Genomic DNA, 20,444 nt, shown 5'->3' with positions numbered 1-20,444 from the left:
TTCTAAAACGAGCTCCCGAGCATCATCCAGGTCACAAGGGCCGCGACGCCGATGAGCATCGCGAAGGCGTAGTGGTAGAGATAGCCGCTTTGCAGCTTGACGATGCGGTTGGTGACATCGACGACGCGCGCGGAAATGCCATCCGGCCCCAGCCCGTCGATGACCCTGCCGTCACCCTCTTTCCAGAGGAACGTGCCGAGGCGCTTGGCCGGGCGCACGAACAGGAAGTCGTAAAGCTCGTCGAAGTACCATTTGTTGAGCAGGAACGCATAAAGGCCGCGATGCTGCCTGGCCAGCGCCTTCGGGCGCTCGGGGTCTTGAATATAGAACAGCCAGGCGACGGCCAGTCCGAGAAGCATGGCCACGAAGGGAGCCAGCTTCACCCAGAGCGGCACGTGGTGGAACTCTTCCAGGATCTCGTTCCCGGCAAGGGTGAACAGGGCGCCCTTCCAGAAGTGCTCGTAATCGTGGCCAATGAAATATTCATGGAAGATCACACCAGCAAACAGCGAGCCGGCGGCGAGAATGAACAGCGGCACGAGCATGACCAGCGGCGATTCATGCACATGGTGCATCACATCGGCGGAAGCGCGCGCCTTGCCGTGGAAGGTCATGAAGATCAGCCGCCAGGAATAGAAACTGGTGAACACGGCCGCCACGGTGAGCAGAACGAATGCGATGGGAGCAACCACATTATGCGCAGCGAACGCGCCCTCGATGATGGCATCCTTCGAGAAGAAGCCGGCGGTGCCGATGATGGTGCCGGGAATGCCGACACCCGTCAGCGCGACGGTGCCGACGATCATCAGCCAATAGGTCTGCGGAATGAGCTTCCTCAACCCGCCCATCCGGCGCATGTCCTGCTCGTCGGATACGGCATGGATGACCGAGCCGGCCCCCAGGAACAGGAGCGCCTTGAAGAAGGCGTGGGTGAACAGGTGGAAGATTGCGGCGCTGTAGAAGCCGGTGCCCAGCGCCACGAACATGTAGCCGAGCTGGGAGCAGGTCGAATAGGCGATGACGCGCTTGATGTCGTTCTGGACAAGACCGACCGTTGCGGCGAAAAACGCCGTGAAGGCGCCGACGGCGGTGACGACCATCAGGGCATCGGGCGACAGCTCGAAGATCGGCGATAGCCGCGCCACCATGAAGACGCCGGCGGTGACCATGGTCGCGGCATGGATGAGCGCCGAAACGGGCGTCGGGCCTTCCATGGCGTCGGGAAGCCAGGTGTGCAGCGGCACCTGCGCCGACTTACCCATGGCGCCCAGGAACAGGAGCAGGCAGACCGCCGTCAGCGCGCCGGCCTTGTCGAGCGAATAGCCAAGGAAGGTGAGAACCGGCTCGGCAGCCGCCGCCCCCTCACCCGCGCCTTCCACCGGCAGATAGCTGGCCGCGGCGGCGAAGATCGTATCGAGATTGATCGAGCCGAACAGGACGAATACGCCGAAAATGCCGAGGATGAAGCCGAAGTCGCCCACGCGGTTGACGATGAAGGCTTTCATGGCCGCGGCGTTGGCCGACGGCTTCTTGTACCAAAAGCCGATAAGCAGGTAGGAAGCCAGGCCCACCCCTTCCCAGCCGAAGAACATCTGCACCAGATTGTCGGCCGTCACCAGCATCAGCATGGCGAAGGTGAAAAGAGACAGATAGGCGAAGAAGCGCGGCCGGTGCGGATCGTGGTGCATGTAGCCGATGGAATAGACATGCACGATCGACGAGACGGTGTTGACAACGACGAGCATCACTACGGTGAGCGTGTCGATCCTCAGAGCCCAGTCCACCTCGAGCGCCCCGGAGGCGATGAACTGCATGATCGGCACGGTGAAGGCTTCGCCTTCGCCGAAGGCCACCTGGAAAAAGGCCACCCAGGAAAGCAGGGCGGCAATCACCAGAAAGCCGGAGGTGATGTATTCAGATGCCTTGGCACCTATCGACCGGCCGAAAAGGCCGGCAATCAGAAAGCCGATGAGGGGGAGAAAAACGATCGCGTGGTACATGGATGGCGGCCTCAGCCCTTCATCATATTGATGTCTTCGACGGCGATGGTGCCGCGATTACGGAAGAAGACGACGAGAATGGCGAGGCCGATCGCTGCCTCCGCGGCGGCCACAGTCAGGATGAACAGCGCGAAGACCTGACCGACCAGATCGCCCAGCACCGCCGAAAAAGCCACGAAATTGATGTTGACGGCCAGAAGGATCAGCTCGATCGACATCAGGATGATGATGACGTTCTTGCGGTTCAGGAAAATTCCGAACACGCCGAGCGTGAACAGTATCGCGGAGACCGTGAGAAAATGTGCGATGCCGACTTCCATGATCAGATGCCCTCGCCCGATTCGACCTTGCGGATTTCGATTGCCGTTTCCGGCGTGCGTGCGACCTGCGCAGGGATCGACTGGCGGCGCACGCCTTCCTTATGGCGCAGCGTGAGCACGATGGCCCCGATCATGGCGACCAGAAGCACGAGGCCGGCGATCTGGAAAAAGTGGATGTAGTCGGTGTAGAGGATATCGCCCAGCGCGGCCGTGTTGTGTCGGATTGCGATATCAGGGGTGGGCTTGGCAATCTCGCCCGCAAGCTCAGGCGAGAAGGCATAGCCGCCCAGCACGACTACCAATTCGGCAGCCAGGACAATGCCGACAATGGCGCCGATCGGTGCATATTGCAGCGCGCCCTGCTTCAATTCGGCGAAGTCGACGTCCAGCATCATGACGACGAAGAGAAACAGCACCGCCACGGCGCCGACATAGACGACCAGCATGATCATCGCCAGGAACTCGGCGCCTGTGAGAAGGAAAAGTGCTGCCGCGTTGAAGAAGGTGACAATCAGATAGAGCACCGAGTGCACCGGATTGCGCGCGGAGATCACCATAAAGGCCGCCGCCACTCCAATGAAGGCGAACAGGTAAAAGAATATCGCCTCGAGTCCTGTCAGCATGGGTTCCCTCGGTACCTAGCCGAGCCGGCCTTCTGCCGGCTCATCCGTCCACCCCGCCGGGGCGTGAAATTTGTCGTGTCTTTAGACGAGGGCCCCGCCCCCGTCCACTCCTGTCCCCTCAACGGTAGGGCGCGTCCAGCGCTATATTGCGCGCAAGCTCCCGCTCCCACCGGTCGCCATTGGCGAGCAGTTTTTCCTTGTTGTAATAAAGCTCTTCGCGCGTCTCGGTCGCGAACTCGAAATTCGGCCCCTCGACGATGGCGTCGACCGGGCAGGCTTCCTGGCAGAAGCCGCAATAGATGCACTTCACCATGTCGATGTCGTAGCGCACCGTGCGGCGCGTGCCGTCGTTGCGGCGGGGGCCGGCCTCGATGGTGATTGCCTGCGCCGGGCAGATGGCCTCGCACAATTTGCAGGCGATGCAGCGCTCCTCGCCGTTTGGATAACGGCGTAGCGCGTGCTCGCCGCGGAAGCGCGGGGAGATCGGTCCCTTTTCATGCGGATAGTTCAGCGTCGCCTTGGGCGCGAAGAACTGCTTCATGGAAAGGACAACGGCGCCAACGAACTCCTTGAGGAGCAGTGATTTGGCCGCCTGGGCAAGAGCTGACATCGTCATTCTCCAGCTTGAATGGGTTGGAAGTGGCGCGCCATTACGCCAACCCCGTGAACTTCAGGAAGGCCGCGGTCGCCACCACCATGAAAAGCGAGATCGGCAGGAACACCTTCCAGCCAAGGCGCATGAGCTGGTCGTAGCGGTAGCGCGGCACGAAGGACTTCACCAGCGCGAACATGAAGAAGACCATGCAAACCTTGAAAACGAACCAGAAGACGCCCGGCACCCAGGTGAAGGGCGCGAAATCGAAGGGCGGCAGCCATCCGCCAAGGAACAGGATGGTGGTGAGAGCGCACATCAGCACGATGGCGACATATTCGCCGAGGAAGAACAGCAGGAACGGCGTCGAGGAATATTCGATCATGTGGCCGGCGACGAGTTCCGACTCGGCTTCGACCAGGTCGAAGGGCGGGCGGTTGGTCTCGGCAAGCGCGGAAATGAAGAAGATGATGAACATCGGGAACAGGGCGAGCCAGTTCCAATCCAGGAACGTGTTCGGCAGACCGAGCATGGTGCCGAGGCCATCGCCCTGCGAAAGCACGATGTCAGTCAGGTTGAGCGAGCCGACCGTCAGGAGCACGGTGACGATGACGAAGCCGATGGAGACCTCATAGGAGACCATCTGCGCGGCGGAGCGCAGCGCGCCAAGGAACGGATATTTCGAGTTGGAGGCCCAGCCGCCCATGATGACGCCATAGACTTCCAGCGAGGCTATCGCGAAGATGTAGAGTATGCCGACATTGATGTCGGCGATGGCCCAGCCCTCGGCCACCGGGATGACCGCCCAGGTCGCGAGCGCCAGCACGGCGCCCACGACAGGCGCCAGCAGGAACACCACCTTGTTGGCGCCTGAGGGGATCACCGGCTCCTTGAAAACGAACTTCAGAAGATCGGCGAAAGCCTGCAGCAGCCCCCACGGGCCAACAACGTTGGGACCGCGGCGCAACTGCACCGCCGCCCAGATCTTGCGGTCGGCATAGAGAATATAAGCCACGAAGATCAACAGCACCGAAATCAGCACGACCGATTTCAGGAGCATGATCAGCCCAGGAAGCACGTAGAGGGTGAAGAATGTTTCCATGGTCTCGTCTCTACTCGGCCGCCTGTTTCAATTCGCCGCGGGCAAGGGCCGAGCACTCGGCCATGATCGCGGATGCGCGTGCGACGGGGTTTGTGAGGTAGAAATCCTTCACCGCAGAGGTGAAAGCCGCGGAGGACAGACGCCCGCCCAGGCTGGCCATCCTGGCGATAGCCGTTGGATCGCCCGGCTCGATCGCATCGACTGCGGCCAGGTGAGGATGATCCTCGTAAAGCGCGGCCCGCAGCGCGCCCAGCGAATCGAAGGGCAGCTTGCGGCCCAGCACCTCGGACAGCGCCCGCAGGATCGCCCAATCCTCCTTCGCCTCGCCCGGCGCGAAGCCGGCGCGGTTGGTCATCTGGACGCGGCCTTCGGTGTTCACATACGTCGCCGTCTTTTCCGTGTAGGTCGAGGCCGGGAGGATGACATCGGCGCGGTGTGCCCCGGCATCGCCATGGGTGCCGATATAGACGGTAAAGGCGCCGCCCAGCTTCTCCATGCCGATCTCGTCGGCGCCCAGCAGGAACATGACGTCCATCTTGCCCATCATGCCGGCGACATCGGCGCCGCCATCTTCAGGCACGAAGCCGATATCGAGGCCGCCCACCCGCGCGGCAGCCGTGTGCAGCACGGCAAAGCCGTTCCAGTCCTCGGTCACCGCCTTCACGGCCACGGCGAGCTTGGCCGCCTGCCCGAGGACAGCCTTGCCGTCCGGCCGCGCAAGAGCGCCCTGGCCGACGAGGATCATCGGACGCTTTGCCTTCTTGAGCGTGTTGAAGAACTTGCCGCTACCGCCAGCCAGCTCCTTGAGCGTGTCCGCGCCGGCGCCCAGCGCCTCGTAATCGTAGCGCAGATCGCCGGCCTCGCCGATGACGCCGATGGGAAAGTCGCCCATGCGCCAGCGCTTGCGGATGCGGGCGTTGATGACGGAAGCCTCGAAACGCGGATTGGCGCCCACAATCAGAAGAGCATCGGCATCTTCGATGCCCTCGATAGTGGGATTGAAGACATAGCTTGCCCGCCCCAGCGACGGATCGAGGGCCGCGCCATCCTGCCGGCAGTCGTAATTGGGCGAGCCCAGAGACTGCATCAGCTTCTTGAGTGCGAACATCTCCTCGACACCGGCCAGATCGCCGGCAATGGCGCCGATCTTCTCTGGCGCGGCCTTGGAAACGGCCCCGGCGACGGCCTCGAAGGCCTCGCGCCATGTGGCCGGCTGCAGGCGCTGGCCCTTGCGCACGTAAGGCCGGTCGAGACGCTGCGTGCGCAGCCCGTCCCAAACGAAGCGGGTCTTGTCGGAAATCCATTCCTCGTTCACCGCCTCGTTGACGCGCGGCAGGATGCGCATGACCTCGCGGCCGCGCGTGTCGACGCGGATGGCGGAGCCCACGGCATCCATGATGTCGATCGACTGCGTCTTGCCGAGCTCCCATGGGCGTGCCTGGAAGGCATAGGGCTTGGAGGTGAGCGCGCCGACCGGGCACAGGTCGATCACATTGCCCTGAAGCTCCGACGTCATCGCCTGTTCCAGATAAGTGGTGATCTCCATGTCCTCGCCGCGCCCGGTGGCGCCAAGCTCGGAAATGCCCGCCACTTCGGTGGTGAAACGGACGCAGCGCGTGCAATGGATGCAGCGAGTCATGATCGTCTTGACCAGCGGGCCGATATATTTGTCTTCGACGGCACGCTTGTTCTCGTGGAAACGCGAGGAATCCACGCCATAGGCCATCGCCTGGTCCTGCAGGTCGCACTCGCCGCCCTGGTCGCAGATCGGGCAGTCGAGCGGATGGTTGATGAGCAGGAACTCCATCACGCCCTCGCGGGCTTTCTTGACCATCGGCGTCTTGGTGAAGATTTCTGGCACTTCGCCATTGGGACCGGGGCGCAGATCGCGCACGCCCATGGCGCAGGAGGCGGCGGGCTTGGGCGGTCCGCCCTTCACCTCAACCAGGCACATCCGACAATTGCCGGCAACGGACAAACGCTCATGGTAACAGAAGCGCGGCACCTCCGCGCCCGCCTCCTCGGCGGCCTGCAGCAGCGTGTAGTGATCGGGAACCTCGATCTCCGTGCCGTCGACTTTCAGTTTAGCCATCATTCGACTCCCGACAGGCGTGACGCCTCGTAAGCTCGGAAAAGCTCTTCGACCTTGACGCCATTGATCAGCATGCCCGCGATCTGTGCGTTTTCGATCTTCACGTTGCTCATGTTCACATTGACGAACAGCGTGTTGGAGAGGTTCGCGTCCTCCACCCGCACATTGCTCAGATTGACTTGCGTGCACCGCGCAGCCGACAGGTTGACGTTGTTGAACGCAGAGTTCGACAGATTGACATCGTCAAAAGTCGAATTGGCGCAGGATGCATCGCGCACATCCAATCCTTCGCGTGTCTCGTGAACCTTGACCATCGCCCTACTCCGCCGCCACCAGCGCCGGTTCGGCACGGTGCGCGTTGCGCGTGAACTCGTCGATGCGCCGCTCGATTTCCGGGCGGAAATGCCTGATCAGGCCCTGGATCGGCCAGGCAGCAGCGTCTCCAAGCGCGCAGATCGTGTGGCCTTCCACCTGCTTCGTCACATCGAGCAGCATGTCGATCTCGTGCTTCTGCGCCTCGCCGCGCACCAGCCGCTCCATCACGCGCCACATCCAGCCGGTGCCCTCGCGGCACGGCGTGCACTGGCCGCAGCTTTCGTGTTTGTAGAAATAGGAGAGCCGGGCAATGGCCTTCACGATGTCGGTGGATTTGTCCATGACAATGACGGCCGCCGTGCCCAGGCCGGATTTAAGGTCGCGCAACGCGTCGAAATCCATCGGCGTGTCGATGATCTGATCGGCCGGCACCAGCGGCACCGAGGAACCGCCCGGAATGACGGCCAGGAGATTGTCCCAGCCGCCGCTGATGCCGCCGCAATGGCGCTCGATCAGCTCGCGGAACGGGATCGACATTTCCTCTTCCACCGTACACGGGTTTTCCACATGGCCGGAAATGCAGAAGAGCTTGGTGCCCTTGTTGTTCTCGCGACCGAAAGAGGAGAACCAGGATGCTCCGCGGCGCAGTATAGTCGGCGCGACGGCGATGGATTCGACGTTGTTGACCGTGGTCGGGCAGCCATAGAGGCCGACATTGGCCGGAAAAGGCGGCTTGAGGCGCGGCTGGCCCTTCTTGCCTTCCAGGCTCTCGAGCAGCGCCGTCTCTTCGCCGCAGATATAGGCGCCGGCGCCGTGATGGACGAATACGTCCATATCCCAGCCGTTCTTGTTGTTCTTGCCCAGGAGACCGGCGTCATAGCATTCGTCGATGGCACGCTGCAGCGCCTCGCGCTCGCGGATGAATTCGCCGCGCACATAGATATAGGCGGTGTGGGCGCCCATGGCGAAGCCGGCGATCAGGCAGCCTTCGACCAGCGTGTGCGGGTCGTGGCGCATGATGTCGCGGTCCTTGCAGGTGCCGGGCTCCGATTCGTCGGCGTTTACGACGAGATAGTGCGGCCGCTCGCCCGGTTCCTTGGGCATGAACGACCATTTGAGACCGGTGGGAAAGCCCGCTCCGCCGCGTCCGCGCAGGCCGGAAGCCTTCATCTCGCCGACGATCCAGTCGCGGCCCTTATCGATGAGGCCCTTGGTGCCATCCCAATGGCCGCGCGCCATCGCACCCTTCAACGACTTGTCGAACTGGCCGTAGATATTGGTGAAGATGCGGTCTTTATCTTGCAGCATCACACTCTCCTCAACGCGGCTTCTTGCCGAAGACGCGCTCATATTCGGCGGCACCGCCCTTGGCGAGCGCCTTGGCCTGCTTCACCCAGTCTTCACGCTCGATGCGCCCCTTGAAGCGCAGATAGCCGTCCACCCACTCGCGTTCGGCCTTCTTCCAGGATGCGACCTGCGCGTAGGTGTAGATGCCGATATCGTTGAGAATACCCTCGATCTTGGGGCCGACGCCGGAGATCATCTTCAGGTCGTCGGGCTGCGCCGGACGGGGCTTGGCCTTCGGACGGTTCCTGTCTTCCAGCGAAGGCCTGGGCTCCTTGCCGCGAGCAGGCGATTCGGGGCCTTTTTCCATCTCGGCCGATGCCTTGGCCTTCTTCAGCTCAGGCGCGCGCATTGCAGGCTCTGGCGACTTCGGCTTGCCTGAATGGCGGCGCGTGCGGGTCGTCTTCTCGGCTTCTTCCGCAACCCGGTCGGCCTGCGTCGGGTCCTCCTTCGGCGGCTTGACGCTGGCCTTCTTCTCGCCGTTGCTGGAGACCTTTACGGGCGATGGCGACCTTATCGCTGCGTCGGTTTCCAGCGCCTCCGTCTCGGGCTTGGCGGCGCGAGCCGGCGGCACCGCCGCCCCGCGCGCTTTGGATGCAGGCTTGCGGCCGTCTGCCGCCATTCGGGTGACGGCCTTCTCGTCCGTCAGGCTGGTCAGTCCGGAAGCGGGAGCAGAATAGAAGCGGTCGATCTGCGGTCCGGGTTTGACCGTATCCCCCTTGCCGGCCTCAAAAGCGTCGATGATCTCCTCAAGCCGTTCCACCGTGAGATCTTCATAGGTATCCTTGAAGATCATGACCATGGGCGCGTTCACGCAGGCGCCCTGGCACTCAACTTCTTCCCAGGAGAGCGTACCGGCCTCGTTGGTATGCAAGGGCTCGGGATGTATCTTCGACTTGCAAAGATCAATGAGCTCGCCCGCCCCGCGCAGCATGCAGGGCGTGGTGCCGCAAACCTGGACGTGGGCGCGGGTGCCGACGGGGGCGAGCTGGAACTGGGTGTAGAAGGTCGCCACCTCCAAGACCCGGATGAGCGGCATGTCCAGCATTTCGGCCACGTGCTCGACCGCAGGACGCGTCACCCAGCCTTCCTGCTCCTGCGCGAGCATGAGAAGCGGGATCACCGCCGAGTGCTCGCGGCCCTTCGGGTATTTCTTGATCCAGCGCTTCGCCTCCGAGCTCATATTGCGGGAAAAGGCAAAGGAAGCGGGCTGGAGGGATTCGTCTGCGAGACGGCGGACTGACATTATCTGTCTACCTCACCAAACACGATGTCGAGGGAGCCGAGCACGGCGGAGACGTCGGCCAGGAGATGGCCACGGCACATGAAATCCATGGCCTGGAGATGGGCGAATCCCGGCGCGCGCAGCTTGCAGCGATAAGGCTTGTTGGTGCCGTCGGCCACGAGATAGACCCCGAACTCGCCCTTGGGCGCCTCCACGCAGGCGTAAACCTCGCCGGGGGGCACGCGATAACCTTCGGTGTAGAGCTTGAAATGGTGGATCAGCGCTTCCATCGAGCGCTTCATGGCAGGGCGCTTGGGCGGAACGATCTTGCCGTCGGTGTTGGAGACGGGGCCGGTGCGGTTCTTGCCCAGAAGCCGGTCGACGCACTGCCGCATGATCTTTGCCGACTGGCGCATCTCTTCCATGCGGATCAGATAGCGGTCGTAACAGTCGCCGTTCTTGCCGATGGGAATATCGAATTCCATCTGCCGGTAGCACTCGTAGGGCTGGCTCTTGCGCAGGTCCCATGCGGCACCCGAGCCGCGCACCATGACGCCGGAGAAGCCCCAGGCCCAGGCGTCCTCCAGCGTCACCACGCCGATGTCGACATTGCGCTGCTTGAAAATGCGGTTGCCGGTCAGAAGCTCGTCGAGATTGTCGACCGTCTTCAGGAACGGGTCGATCCACTTGCCGATATCCTCGACAAGCTTGTCCGGAATGTCCTGATGCACGCCGCCGGGGCGGAAATAGGCCGCGTGCATGCGCGATCCCGAGGCGCGCTCGTAGAACACCATCAGTTTCTCGCGTTCCTCAAAGCCCCAGAGCGGCGGTGTCAGCGCACCGACGTCCATTGCCTGCGTGGTGACGTTCAACAGGTGCGAGAGGATGCGGCCGATCTCGGAGTAGAGCACGCGGATGAGCTGCCCGCGGATGGGCACCTCGATCTCCAGGAGGCGCTCGACGGCGAGCGCGAAGGCGTGCTCCTGGTTCATCGGCGCGACATAGTCGAGACGATCGAAATAGGGTATGGCCTGCAGATAGGTCTTGGCCTCGATCAGCTTTTCGGTGCCGCGATGCAAAAGACCTATATGCGGATCGACGCGCTCGACCACTTCGCCATCAAGCTCCAGCACAAGGCGCAAAACGCCATGCGCGGCCGGATGCTGCGGGCCGAAATTAATATTGAAATTGCGGACGGAATGCTCGGTCATTTAGCGGCAACCACCATTCACTGCTTCGCCTTCTCATCGCCCGGAAGCACGTATTCCGTCCCTTCCCAGGGCGAGAGGAAATCGAAATTGCGGAATTCCTGGCGAAGCTCGACAGGCTCGTAGACCACACGTCTGGCATCGCCGTCATAGCGGACTTCGACGAAGCCGGTCAGCGGGAAATCCTTGCGCAGGGGGTGGCCTTCAAAGCCGTAGTCGGTAAGCAGCCGACGCAGGTCCGGGTGACCGGTGAAAAGCACGCCGTAAAGGTCGTAGACCTCGCGCTCGAACCAATCCGCACCAGGAAAGACGTCTACGACGGAGGGCACCGGCGTCTCCTCGTCGGTGGAGATCTTGACGCGGATGCGCTGGTTCTGCCGGGGCGACAGGAGATGGTAGACGACCTCGAAGCGCTTGTCTCGCGACGGGTAGTCGACGCCCGAAATATCGATGAAGGAGATGAACTGGCACTGGACGTCCGATTTCAGGAAGTTCAGCACGTCGACAATGTCGCCCGCGTCCACCAGAAGCGTCAGCTCGCCACAGGCGATGAGTGCGTCCTGGATCTGGGCGTCCAGCTTTTCGGTGATGTAGGCTGCAAGGTCCTTAAGCGCTTCGCTCATGCAAGTCTCCTAGCGCTCGATGGTGCCGGTGCGGCGGATCTTCTTCTGGAGAAGAAGAATGCCGTAGAGCAGCGCTTCAGCCGTAGGCGGGCAGCCCGGCACGTAGATATCGACCGGCACGATGCGGTCGCAACCGCGCACCACCGAATAGGAATAGTGGTAATAGCCGCCGCCATTGGCGCAGGAACCCATCGAGATCACGTAGCGCGGCTCCGGCATCTGATCGTAGACCTTGCGCAGCGCGGGGGCCATCTTGTTGGTCAAGGTGCCCGCCACGATCATCACGTCGGACTGGCGCGGAGAGGCGCGCGGGGCGATGCCGAAGCGTTCGGCGTCGTAGCGCGGCATGGAGACGTGCATCATCTCCACGGCGCAGCAGGCAAGCCCGAAGGTCATCCACATCAGCGAGCCGGTGCGCGCCCACGTGATCAGCGCCTCCGACGAGGTTACGAGAAAGCCCTTATCGGACAGCTCCGAATTGATGTCCGCATAGAACGGATCGTTCTGCCCCACCGGATTGCCGGTATTGGGGTCGAGAATACCTCTGGGCGCGGGTGCGACGAGGGTGTTGTCCTTCAATCCCATTCCAGCGCTCCCTTCTTCCATTCGTAGATGAAACCGATTGTCAGCACACCGAGGAATACCATCATCGACCAGAAACCGAGCCAACCTACCGCGCCGAACGAAACCGCCCATGGAAACAGGAACGCCACCTCGAGATCGAAGATGATGAACAGGATGGCGACCAGATAGAAGCGCACATCAAACTTCATGCGGGCATCGTCGAAGGCGTTGAAGCCGCATTCGTAGGCCGACAGCTTCTCCGGATCCGGATTCTTATAGGCCACCACGAAGGGTGCGGCGATCAGCACCAGGCAGATTCCCAACGCAACGCCCATGAAGATGATGATAGGTAGATATGAACTCAAGAGATCGTTCATTGTCCGACTTTCCGTTGCCCGCCTGATGCGAGGCTCCGTACTGGGGCGTGTCGCACAGTCCCGCGATGGCAAGAAACGCGGCCCGGCACAGCCCATGTTGCAACGCGGCGAGGGTTAGCGCAGGCAGTCTGGCGACGCAAGTCAAACCTTGGCAAGAATGGGGCATAAGTTTCCACTCAGCCTCACTCGATTGCCTTTCACGCGCGGTTCCGAAAGCGGGCATGTTCCGACAGATGCCAGCCTGGCCTGCGGCGACGCAGCGTTGATCGACGGCGCTCATCGGCGGCGTGTGCCGACAACTGCTTATCTAGGAATGCGAAGCGGTTGCGTGAACCCTCCCTCCTGCACTTTCCGATATGTCAGCAGTATTCGCCGCGACCTGCAAAACGGGTGGTTTGCCGGACTTCACCGCGCTAGCTTGCAGCCTTCTGGAAGGGATCGTGATGGCCGGGCAGGAAAAATTGACGCAGTTGCGGGCGCGGCGCATCGCTCTGGCCGCTCAGGGCTTTGCGGCAAGGAAGCCTGCCGGCCAGGTGGAGCGCCGCCATCTGCTGCGGGTTCTCGACCACACCGGCCTGTTCCAGATCGATTCCGTCAATGTCGCCCAACGGGCCCAGTATATGCCGGCCTTTTCCCGCCTCGGCGCTTATGACACGGCGATCCTCGACCGTGCCCAATCGCGGCGGCCGCGCGCGCTGTTCGAATATTGGGCCCATGAAGCATCGCTGCTGCCGGTGGAAATGGAACCCCTGCTACGCTGGCGCATGCAGCGCGCGCGGGAGGGTCGCGGCATCTATGGCGGCCTCGCGACATTCGGCCGCGAGCGTCGCGCCGTCATCGACGAGGTGCTGCGGGAGGTGGACCGAAACGGCCCGCTCGCAGCCGCCGACATCGACGGCCACAAGGGCGCCAGCGGCTGGTGGGAATGGAGCGAACCGAAGCGCGCGCTCGAATGGCTATTCTGGGCCGGTCTGGTGACCACACATTCGCGCGGACCCAATTTCGAGAGGCTCTACGACCTGCCCGAGCGGGTGTTGCCGCCGCATATCACGTCCCGCCCCACGCCCTCCCCTGCGGACGCGCAGCGCAAACTGATGGAGATCGCGGCAAGGGCGCATGGCGTGGCGACGGCAAGCGATCTGCGCGACTATTTCCGTCTCGCTCCCGACGATGCGCACCCGCGAGTTGACGAACTGGTGGAAGAAGGCATGCTCGTTCCGGTCACGGTGAAGGGCTGGGCGAAGCAGGCCTATCTTCACCGGGACGCCCGTCTGCCGCGCAAGGTCGATGTGCGGGCGCTGCTTGCGCCGTTCGACCCGCTGATCTGGGAGCGTTCGCGCACCGAGCGCCTGTTCGATTTCCACTACCGGATCGAAATCTACACGCCTGCCGAAAAGCGCGTTTACGGCTATTACGTGTTCCCGTTTGTCATGGGAGAACGAATCGTCGCCCGGGTCGACCTCAAGGCAGACCGCCAAGGCGGCGCACTGCAGGTGCAGAGTGCGTTCGCGGAAAGCAACGCTCCACCTGAAACAGCCGTCGAACTCTTCGAGGAACTGGCGCAGATGGCTTCCTGGCTTGGGCTCGAAAGGGTTGAGATCCGCGACCGGGGCGATCTCGCGTCAGATCTCAAGGCTGCAGCCTCTGACTTCGAAGCTCCTGGAAAGCGACTTGCCCATAAAAGCCCGACCAAAAGTTCGGAGATTGAGAGTCGGCGCGGGACTTTTATCGGTCAATAGCGAGGCAGTGAAAAGTCCGTCCTGGTTTTCAACCGGGCTCCAAGTGAGCACCCGTAACTGATATTCAAGCGCAGCATTCCTGGTCCATGCCAGGATGACACCAAACCGGCTTGATGAACGAGATCTCTGAAAGTCCTTCCTTGAGAAGCTTTCCGCAGTTACCAATTTGATCTCTGCTTTTTATTGACGCGCGATTCGAAGGGGGGCAAATGAGCAAGATCAAATTCACGCTCACAGCAATCTTGCTGGCGGCGTCAGTCGGTACGGGGCGTGCTGGGGACGACGATCGGTTCCTCTATTTCGCGACAACCGACCCTTTCGTCAGCCCCGAGACACCGGCCACAAAGAATGATGTCCACCTGTTCGGCGGCGTCTTTGCCGAAGACACCTTCGGCGGTGCTCTCCGTTTCTGGGAGGCTGAATACGCGGACAATTATACGGTTGGCGCAGCTTTGGGCCGTGACTTTAGCGAGCTCGGACTGGGCTTCGTGCTCGGCGGCGTGGCAGGTGCCGCGATCCGCTTTGGCGACGAAGAGGATGCGAGCGGCGAGCTTTGGGCCGGCCTCAGACTCCGCCATCAGGGCCTGGTCGTTGGCGACGTGGCAATTGCACCGGGGCTGGCGGCCGGCTTCAGCGTCGTTACCGGTCCGACCGAAATCGAGCGCCGACGCGAAGAACGTTACAATGGCGATGCGACCTTTCTGGGCTTCGTCAGTCCGGAAATTGCGCTCAGGTTCCGGCAGGCGCCGAATCTCGAACTCGTCTACCGGCTTCACCATAGGTCGGGCGGAGACGGGACATTTGGCAATTTCGGCGAAGGCTCGAACGCAAGCACGATCGGCTTGCGTTATCGCTTCTAGCGGCAAGGACCCGCGGGCGGCTCAACTCCGGTGAATGCCGCAAGCACGGTCGGGCGTCCCTGGGGCCAACAGATCATGAAAAAGGATTTGATTGTCGAACAGGCGTTCAGACTTTTTGCGAGCGCCACTTCTCCAAGTCGTTGAGAAGTGGCGCGAGTGACGGGGCTCGAACCCGCGACCTCCGGCGTGACAGGCCGGCACTCTAACCAACTGAGCTACACCCGCGTGGGCGACGCGCAAACGATGCTTCGTTCGGCGTCGTGGCGGTGAATTAGGGGGTATTGCCCAAGCTGTCAAGCGCATCCGTGACGCTTTGCCGGATGAATTTCGGGCAGGGATGAAAACCCGCCGCAAAGCGGCAATTTGATCTTGCGGTTGCGGAGCGAAACGCCTAAACGGACGTGCTTGAAGGGCAGTCCATTTACGGGCTGCGGCCTCAAAGGGCGATTAGCTCAGTTGGTAGAGCGCTTCGTTTACACCGAAGATGTCGGGAGTTCGAGTCTCTCATCGCCCACCACCCTATCCCATTGAAATCGTTAGAAGCCCTTGACACGCAAGGCTTTCCGCCCATTCTGGCGTCACAAAATTCGTCACAAAATGGGTGCTTGGGTGGCTGGAAAGATTCGGTATTGGAAGGAACGGAATGGCCGTTATTCGGCTCGCATAGTCGTGCCGCCGCGTTTGCGGCCGTTTCTACCGCCACCCGATACAGATAAAAGCGAGCTTGAGGTCCAGCTTGGAGGCGACAGGCGGACAGCAATCAGGAAGCATGCTGCCGCCGTTGCCACCCTTCAATACAAGATCGGCTTGGCAGAGCAGAAGGCCAACGCGGACGGCAAGGCCATGGCGTCGGGGCGCTATCCTCTTTCCGTCGAAGAGATCGCCCGCCGCGAGTATGAAGCTCAGATAGAGTTTGATGCCGAGATACGCCAGCACGATCACCGTTACGCCATGCTTGGCGTTGACGTCGACCGGGCGCAGCGATTGCGAGATGGTTTCTCCGGCTCCCTGTCCGACGACGAACTTGAAGAACTAGTAGGCGACCGCATCGCGCGCCTACAGACGACCGGCAACACATCGGCTGCGAAAGGCTCGCCTAAATGGCGTGCAACCGCCCAGGCGCTTTGCCTCGCCAACTATGAGGCCATGGCGCGGCAGGATGAGCGCGACCACGGCGACTTCACCGGCAGGCCGTCTCATCCGATGCTAGCGGGCGAAACGACTGAAGAGGAATCCGCCGCGCCCATCACCTTCGACGACATCATTGACGCCGAGGTGAAGCTGCGGGCGCGCGGCAAGAATGCGAAGCCCCTCCCCGACCGCACCGTGAAGAAGTATCGCGATGCTGCGGTCGAGTTTGCCACATTCCGCAATTCCAAGAATGCGGCGGCGGTGACGGCAGTCGAAGGCAAGAACTGGATTGAGGCCATGCAGGATGCCGGCCACTTGGGCAACCGCACAGTGAAGATGAAATTTCAGAACGTCCGCACTGTGCTGAATTGGGGACGCCAGAACGACCCCGAAAACTTCCTGCCGACCGGCAATCCCCTCACCGGCATCAAGACACCCGACTACACCACCACGCCCTCATACCTTCGCGCCTTCACCATGGACGAAGCAAAGGTTGTGCTTGCGGCTGCCCGTAAAGAGACTAAGCAAATGCTGCGCTGGATTCCGTGGCTATGCGCCTATTCCGGCATGCGTGTCAGCGAGGCCGCTAGCCTGCGGAAGGAAGATTTCTTCAAGGTGGGCGACCGCTGGTTTTGGAAGGTGACGACCGCCGGCAACCGATCCCTCAAGAACGCCAGCAGCGAGCGCCGCATTCCGGTCCACAAGGCCCTTGTCGCGGAAGGCTTGGTTGAGCTTGTCGAGCGTGCCGACGCCGGCCGGCTGTTCCGTGGTGAGAGCAAGGAAGAAATCAACGTGCAGCCGCGCATTAGCTCATGGGTTCGCGAACTGGTTCCGTTTGAGAAGCGCCCGGAGCTATCCCCCAACCACGGCTGGCGGCACTTGTTTGAAGATTTGTGCCGGCGTGATGGCATGCAAGACGACGCCCGCAACTACCTCACCGGCCGAACGTCTGGGCACTCGCATGAGCACTATGGGCGAAGCGAAGTGATGCTTCCCGGCCTCGCCGACGCCATGGACAGGATAAAGCCAATTCCCATTGCGTAAGAAAGTTTGTCAGTCAGCATAAATAAAGCTGACTGACGAAATAGTTGATATTTAAGACTATTTTCCTAAACCGATCCATGAGACAATATTCCTAAGTTCACTCTTAGGTGTAATCTCTTGTTGCTTGGTAATGCGTTCGGCAGTGTAAAGAAGTCGCTTGGTTTCGGATCGGAACAGAAGGCATTGCCTCTTTCCGATCCTGCCATTGCTGAATTATTTGGCGTCTTCCCTACCGCTTCAGGTGTTACCGTTACTGCCAGCACCGCCTTGCGCGTGCCGGCCGTTCTTCACGCTATCCGCCTGATCTCCGAAACGGTCGGCTCGCTTCCCTGCAAGCTCTATCGCGACGAAGGCGACAGCAAGGAAGCCGCCAACGACCATGGCGGCAATCGGATCGTTCACAACCGTGCCAACCCTTGGACCAGCGCCGGGCAGGTTCGCGTTGACCTCACCGTCGATGCCCTCTTGCACGGCGCTGGATATGCGCAGGTTGTCCGCGTCGGTGACGACCGACCCTATGAGCTTCACCGCCTCGCGCCCGGCACCGTGCAGCGCCGCACCGAAGATGACGGTGAACCCTATTACCTCGTGAATGTGAAGGGCCGGAAGCAGGTCCGCCTGTCCTACCGCGATGTTCTTTACCTTCCGGCCTTCGGCGGCGTCTCGCCAGTCACGCTCGGCAAAGATGCCATCGGCGTTGGCATGGTGCTTGAGCGCCACGCTTCAAAATTCTTCGGTTCCGGTGCTCGCCCGTCCGGCGTCATCACTGACAAGAACAAGATTCCCGGCGATGCGTCCGGCGCGACCACCATCAACAATATCCTGAAGTCGTGGCGCAAGTGGCAGGCCAATGACAACGGCGACCCGCTGGTGCTCGACGGTGGCCGCGAATACACGGCCCAGACGATGCCTAGCACGGATGCTCAATTCCTTGAGAACCGGCTTGAGCAGATTAATGAGATCGCCCGCATCTTCGGCGTGCCGCCCTCCATGCTCTATCAGCTTGAGCGCGCCACATGGTCCAATGCCGAGCAGCTAGCAGCGTCGTTCCTGCAACTCTGTTTGCGGCCTTGGCTCGACCGCTGGCAAGACGCTTACGCCACTGTGCTTCTGACCGAAGACGAGCGCGACAGCCTCTATTTCGAATTCGTCATTGACGACCTTCAGCGCGCCGACGCGGCCGGCCGGGCCGAAATCTTCGGCAAGCTGGTCGCCATGCGCGCCATGACGCCGAACGAAGTCCGCGCCGCCATGAACCTTCCGGCCATGGAAGGCGGCGACGAACTTGCCAATCCCTACACCTCGACCACGCCGCCGGCCGGCGACAACGACAACGCCAAACCGGCGAAGGAAGCAGCATAGATGAAGCACACCGCCTTTTTCGGCGATGGCGAACAGACCTTCGCCCTCCCCTCCGATCAGATTCTTGAGCTTGAGCGCAAGGCCGGCATCGGCTTCGGCGCGATCTATCAGCAGTTCCTCGCCGGGCAGTTTCGCTATGCCGACATATTGGAAGTGATCCGGCTCGGCCTAATCGGCGGCGGCACGACACCCAAAGAAGCGCAGGCACTCATTGATGCCTACGCCAAGCCCACGCCGGTTGTGGAAGTCTTCGGCCTTGCCTTCGACATTCTTGAAGCTCGATGGAGCGGCAGCCCGGCATCGGCCGATGACGCCCAGGACGAGTTACGACAAGCCGCAGCGACTGGCGACCTCGCCGCCGCGATCCGTGACGCTTACGCGGACGTGCCGGCATGACCGAACGTCTCGAAATCAAGGCCACGCTCACCGTTGACGATGCCGGCGAGATTTCCGGCATCGCATGGCCCTTCGGCTCTCCGGATCGCGTCGGCGACGTGATCGAAAAGGGCGCGATCACCGCCCCGGCAATCGTCCCGATGCTGTTTGCACACGATCAAGCGCAGTCCATCGGCGTTTGGGACAGCATCTCCGAAACGGCCGAAGGTCTCACGGTGAAGGGCCGCTTGCTTATCGATGAGGTAGCGCGCGCCCGCGAGGTTCACGCACTGATCAAGGCGAAGGCCGTCACCGGCCTTTCTATCGGCTTTGTCACCAAGAGCGCCAAGCCTCGCCAGCGCGGGCGGACCATTACGGCGCTCGCCCTCCATGAAATCTCAGTTGTCGCGGTCCCTTGCCATCCGGGCGCGCAAATCACGTCGATCAAAGCCGCCGATGGCACGGCATCCCACGAAAGGACTGAAAGAATGGAAGATGAGATTGAGAATGCACCGGAAGCCAAGGCCGATCCGGTGATTGAGAAGAAGGACTTCGACGCCCTCAAGGCCCGCATGGACAAGTTTGAGGCAAAGGCCAATCGTCCGGTTGCCGCCAACGACAACCATCCGGCCGCCGCAAACGACAACATGAAGGCGTTCGAAGCGGAGCTTCGGGAGTCTCTACTTGAAAAGAAGGCGTTGACGGTTGCCACGCCCGGAACCGCCGGCAATCTTGTCCGTGACGACTTTTCAGCGACCATTCTTGAGAAGATTCGCCCTGCCTCGCCGGTTCGGCAGCTTGCGCGCGTCGTCGCGGTCGGAAGCTCGCTTCTCCAGATTCCACGCCTGGTTAACCGCGTTGTGCCCGGCAGTGTAACCGAAGTGCAGCAGAAGCCGGAGTCCGAACCGACCTTCGAACAGATCGATATCAAGAATTTCGCCATGGGTGTCATGACGCCCGTTTCGCGCACCGCCCTTGAGGACAGCGCGGTTAATCTGGTGGACTTCCTTCAGTCGCATATCGTTTCAGAATTCGGCACGCTCGAAAGCGAATGGTTCGTCACCGGCAACGGCACGACGCAGGCCGAAGGTGTTCTTACCTCGACGGAAGTCGAGAATGTCGAAGCAACCGCAATCGATACCGACGCCCTGCTTGATACCTTCTATGGCGTCAAGTCGGCCTATGCGCTGAATGGCGCTTGGTTGATGAACCGGAAGACCATGCGCGTCGTGCGCGGTCTTCGCGACAGTGACGGCAATCTGCTTTGGCAGTCCGGCCTTCAGGCTGGCCAGCCGGGCCTATTGCTTGGCAAGCCGGTTTATGAATGTGACTACATGCCGGATGCTGCCGAAGACGCAACGCCGATCATCTTCGGCGATTTCGCGCGCGGCTACACGATCACCGATCGCGTCACCTTTGAACCCCATGCTGATTACAGCACCCGCTTTGGCGAGGACATTGTTGTGTTCGGCGGCCGTCGCCGTGTCGGCGGCAAGGTGGTCATGGGTGAAGCCCTGATCAAGCTCCTAATCAACGCAGTGCCCTAAG

General features: G+C 61.4%; 19 protein-coding genes and 2 tRNA genes. 7 read left to right on the top strand and 14 right to left on the bottom strand.

All coding sequences use genetic code 11. The features are described 5' to 3' along the window. Window positions 1-2 precede the first annotated feature (2 nt). The 13 genes from nuoL to N1058_RS20710 form a co-directional block, all read right to left on the bottom strand. Window positions 3-2,000: an NADH-quinone oxidoreductase subunit L gene (nuoL, locus tag N1058_RS20770; RefSeq protein WP_265519515.1), complete on the bottom strand. Its 1,998-nt coding sequence runs from the start codon at window positions 1,998-2,000 to the stop codon at window positions 3-5. A gap of 11 nt (window positions 2,001-2,011) precedes the next feature. Next, window positions 2,012-2,320, bottom strand: coding sequence for an NADH-quinone oxidoreductase subunit NuoK (gene nuoK, locus N1058_RS20765; RefSeq protein WP_265519514.1), 309 nt, complete (start codon window positions 2,318-2,320; stop codon window positions 2,012-2,014). Between the two features lie 2 nt (window positions 2,321-2,322). Then, window positions 2,323-2,943 (bottom strand): NADH-quinone oxidoreductase subunit J, encoded by a 621-nt coding sequence (locus N1058_RS20760; RefSeq protein WP_265519513.1) that lies wholly within the window; start codon window positions 2,941-2,943, stop codon window positions 2,323-2,325. 118 nt (window positions 2,944-3,061) lie between these two features. Continuing rightward, entirely contained in the window at window positions 3,062-3,553 is a 492-nt protein-coding gene (gene nuoI, locus N1058_RS20755) for an NADH-quinone oxidoreductase subunit NuoI (RefSeq protein WP_265519512.1), read from the bottom strand. A 40-nt stretch (window positions 3,554-3,593) separates the two neighbouring features. Beyond that, a complete protein-coding gene (gene nuoH / locus N1058_RS20750) occupies window positions 3,594-4,637 on the bottom strand; it encodes an NADH-quinone oxidoreductase subunit NuoH (RefSeq protein ID WP_265519511.1) in 1,044 nt (347 codons plus the stop codon). Window positions 4,638-4,647: 10 nt separating this feature from the next. Then, entirely contained in the window at window positions 4,648-6,729 is a 2,082-nt protein-coding gene (gene nuoG, locus N1058_RS20745; RefSeq protein ID WP_265519510.1) for an NADH-quinone oxidoreductase subunit NuoG, read from the bottom strand. Further along, window positions 6,729-7,043, bottom strand: a complete 315-nt coding sequence (locus N1058_RS20740) for a pentapeptide repeat-containing protein (RefSeq protein ID WP_265519509.1) — start codon at window positions 7,041-7,043, stop codon at window positions 6,729-6,731. The genes nuoG and N1058_RS20740 overlap by 1 nt, the downstream gene beginning before the upstream one ends. A 4-nt stretch (window positions 7,044-7,047) precedes the next feature. Next, window positions 7,048-8,352, bottom strand: coding sequence for an NADH-quinone oxidoreductase subunit NuoF (nuoF, locus tag N1058_RS20735; protein WP_265519508.1), 1,305 nt, complete (start codon window positions 8,350-8,352; stop codon window positions 7,048-7,050). Between the two features lie 10 nt (window positions 8,353-8,362). Continuing rightward, window positions 8,363-9,634, bottom strand: a complete 1,272-nt coding sequence (locus tag N1058_RS20730; protein ID WP_265519507.1) for an NADH-quinone oxidoreductase subunit E — start codon at window positions 9,632-9,634, stop codon at window positions 8,363-8,365. Beyond that, window positions 9,634-10,824: an NADH-quinone oxidoreductase subunit D gene (locus N1058_RS20725; protein WP_265519506.1), complete on the bottom strand. Its 1,191-nt coding sequence runs from the start codon at window positions 10,822-10,824 to the stop codon at window positions 9,634-9,636. Before N1058_RS20725 ends, N1058_RS20730 begins: the two co-directional genes overlap by 1 nt. A 17-nt stretch (window positions 10,825-10,841) precedes the next feature. Continuing rightward, the gene (locus N1058_RS20720; RefSeq protein ID WP_265519505.1) at window positions 10,842-11,444 is read right to left on the bottom strand and encodes an NADH-quinone oxidoreductase subunit C; all 603 of its coding nucleotides are present in this window, start codon (window positions 11,442-11,444) and stop codon (window positions 10,842-10,844) included. A 9-nt stretch (window positions 11,445-11,453) separates the two neighbouring features. Continuing rightward, window positions 11,454-12,029 carry a NuoB/complex I 20 kDa subunit family protein gene (locus tag N1058_RS20715; protein ID WP_265519504.1) on the bottom strand — a complete coding sequence of 192 codons (576 nt, stop codon included), beginning with the start codon at window positions 12,027-12,029 and terminating at the stop codon, window positions 11,454-11,456. Next, on the bottom strand, window positions 12,020-12,385 hold the full coding sequence (locus N1058_RS20710) for an NADH-quinone oxidoreductase subunit A (RefSeq protein WP_265519503.1): 366 nt from the start codon (window positions 12,383-12,385) through the stop codon (window positions 12,020-12,022). The genes N1058_RS20715 and N1058_RS20710 overlap by 10 nt, the downstream gene beginning before the upstream one ends. A gap of 443 nt (window positions 12,386-12,828) precedes the next feature. Here N1058_RS20710 and N1058_RS20705 point away from each other — a divergent pair, with 443 nt between their 5' ends. Next, the gene (locus N1058_RS20705) at window positions 12,829-14,124 is read left to right on the top strand and encodes a winged helix-turn-helix domain-containing protein (RefSeq protein ID WP_265519579.1); all 1,296 of its coding nucleotides are present in this window, start codon (window positions 12,829-12,831) and stop codon (window positions 14,122-14,124) included. A 209-nt stretch (window positions 14,125-14,333) separates the two neighbouring features. After that, window positions 14,334-14,984 carry a hypothetical protein gene (locus N1058_RS20700; RefSeq protein ID WP_265519502.1) on the top strand — a complete coding sequence of 217 codons (651 nt, stop codon included), beginning with the start codon at window positions 14,334-14,336 and terminating at the stop codon, window positions 14,982-14,984. Window positions 14,985-15,132: 148 nt separating this feature from the next. Here the strand turns inward: N1058_RS20700 and N1058_RS20695 are convergent. After that, window positions 15,133-15,209 (bottom strand) — tRNA-Asp (locus N1058_RS20695). A gap of 216 nt (window positions 15,210-15,425) precedes the next feature. Between N1058_RS20695 and N1058_RS20690 the strand changes: the two genes are divergently transcribed. The 5 genes from N1058_RS20690 (at window position 15,426) to N1058_RS20670 (ending at window position 20,443) form a co-directional block, all read left to right on the top strand. Then, a tRNA-Val gene (locus tag N1058_RS20690) sits at window positions 15,426-15,501 on the top strand. 92 nt (window positions 15,502-15,593) lie between these two features. Next, complete coding sequence (locus tag N1058_RS20685; RefSeq protein ID WP_265519501.1) at window positions 15,594-17,159, top strand: site-specific integrase; 1,566 nt, start codon at window positions 15,594-15,596, stop codon at window positions 17,157-17,159. A 117-nt stretch (window positions 17,160-17,276) separates the two neighbouring features. Continuing rightward, window positions 17,277-18,521 (top strand): phage portal protein, encoded by a 1,245-nt coding sequence (locus N1058_RS20680; RefSeq protein WP_265519500.1) that lies wholly within the window; start codon window positions 17,277-17,279, stop codon window positions 18,519-18,521. Continuing rightward, the gene (locus N1058_RS20675) at window positions 18,522-18,917 is read left to right on the top strand and encodes a gene transfer agent family protein (protein ID WP_265519499.1); all 396 of its coding nucleotides are present in this window, start codon (window positions 18,522-18,524) and stop codon (window positions 18,915-18,917) included. Next, window positions 18,914-20,443, top strand: coding sequence for a phage major capsid protein (locus N1058_RS20670; protein ID WP_265519498.1), 1,530 nt, complete (start codon window positions 18,914-18,916; stop codon window positions 20,441-20,443). The genes N1058_RS20675 and N1058_RS20670 overlap by 4 nt, the downstream gene beginning before the upstream one ends. The last annotated feature ends 1 nt before the right edge of the window (window position 20,444 follow it).

Source organism: Nitratireductor luteus, assembly GCF_026162365.1.
Lineage (GTDB): Bacteria > Pseudomonadota > Alphaproteobacteria > Rhizobiales > Rhizobiaceae > Chelativorans > Chelativorans luteus.
Note: the sequence above shows the minus strand (reverse complement) of the source record. Positions and strands in the feature narration are given on the sequence as shown.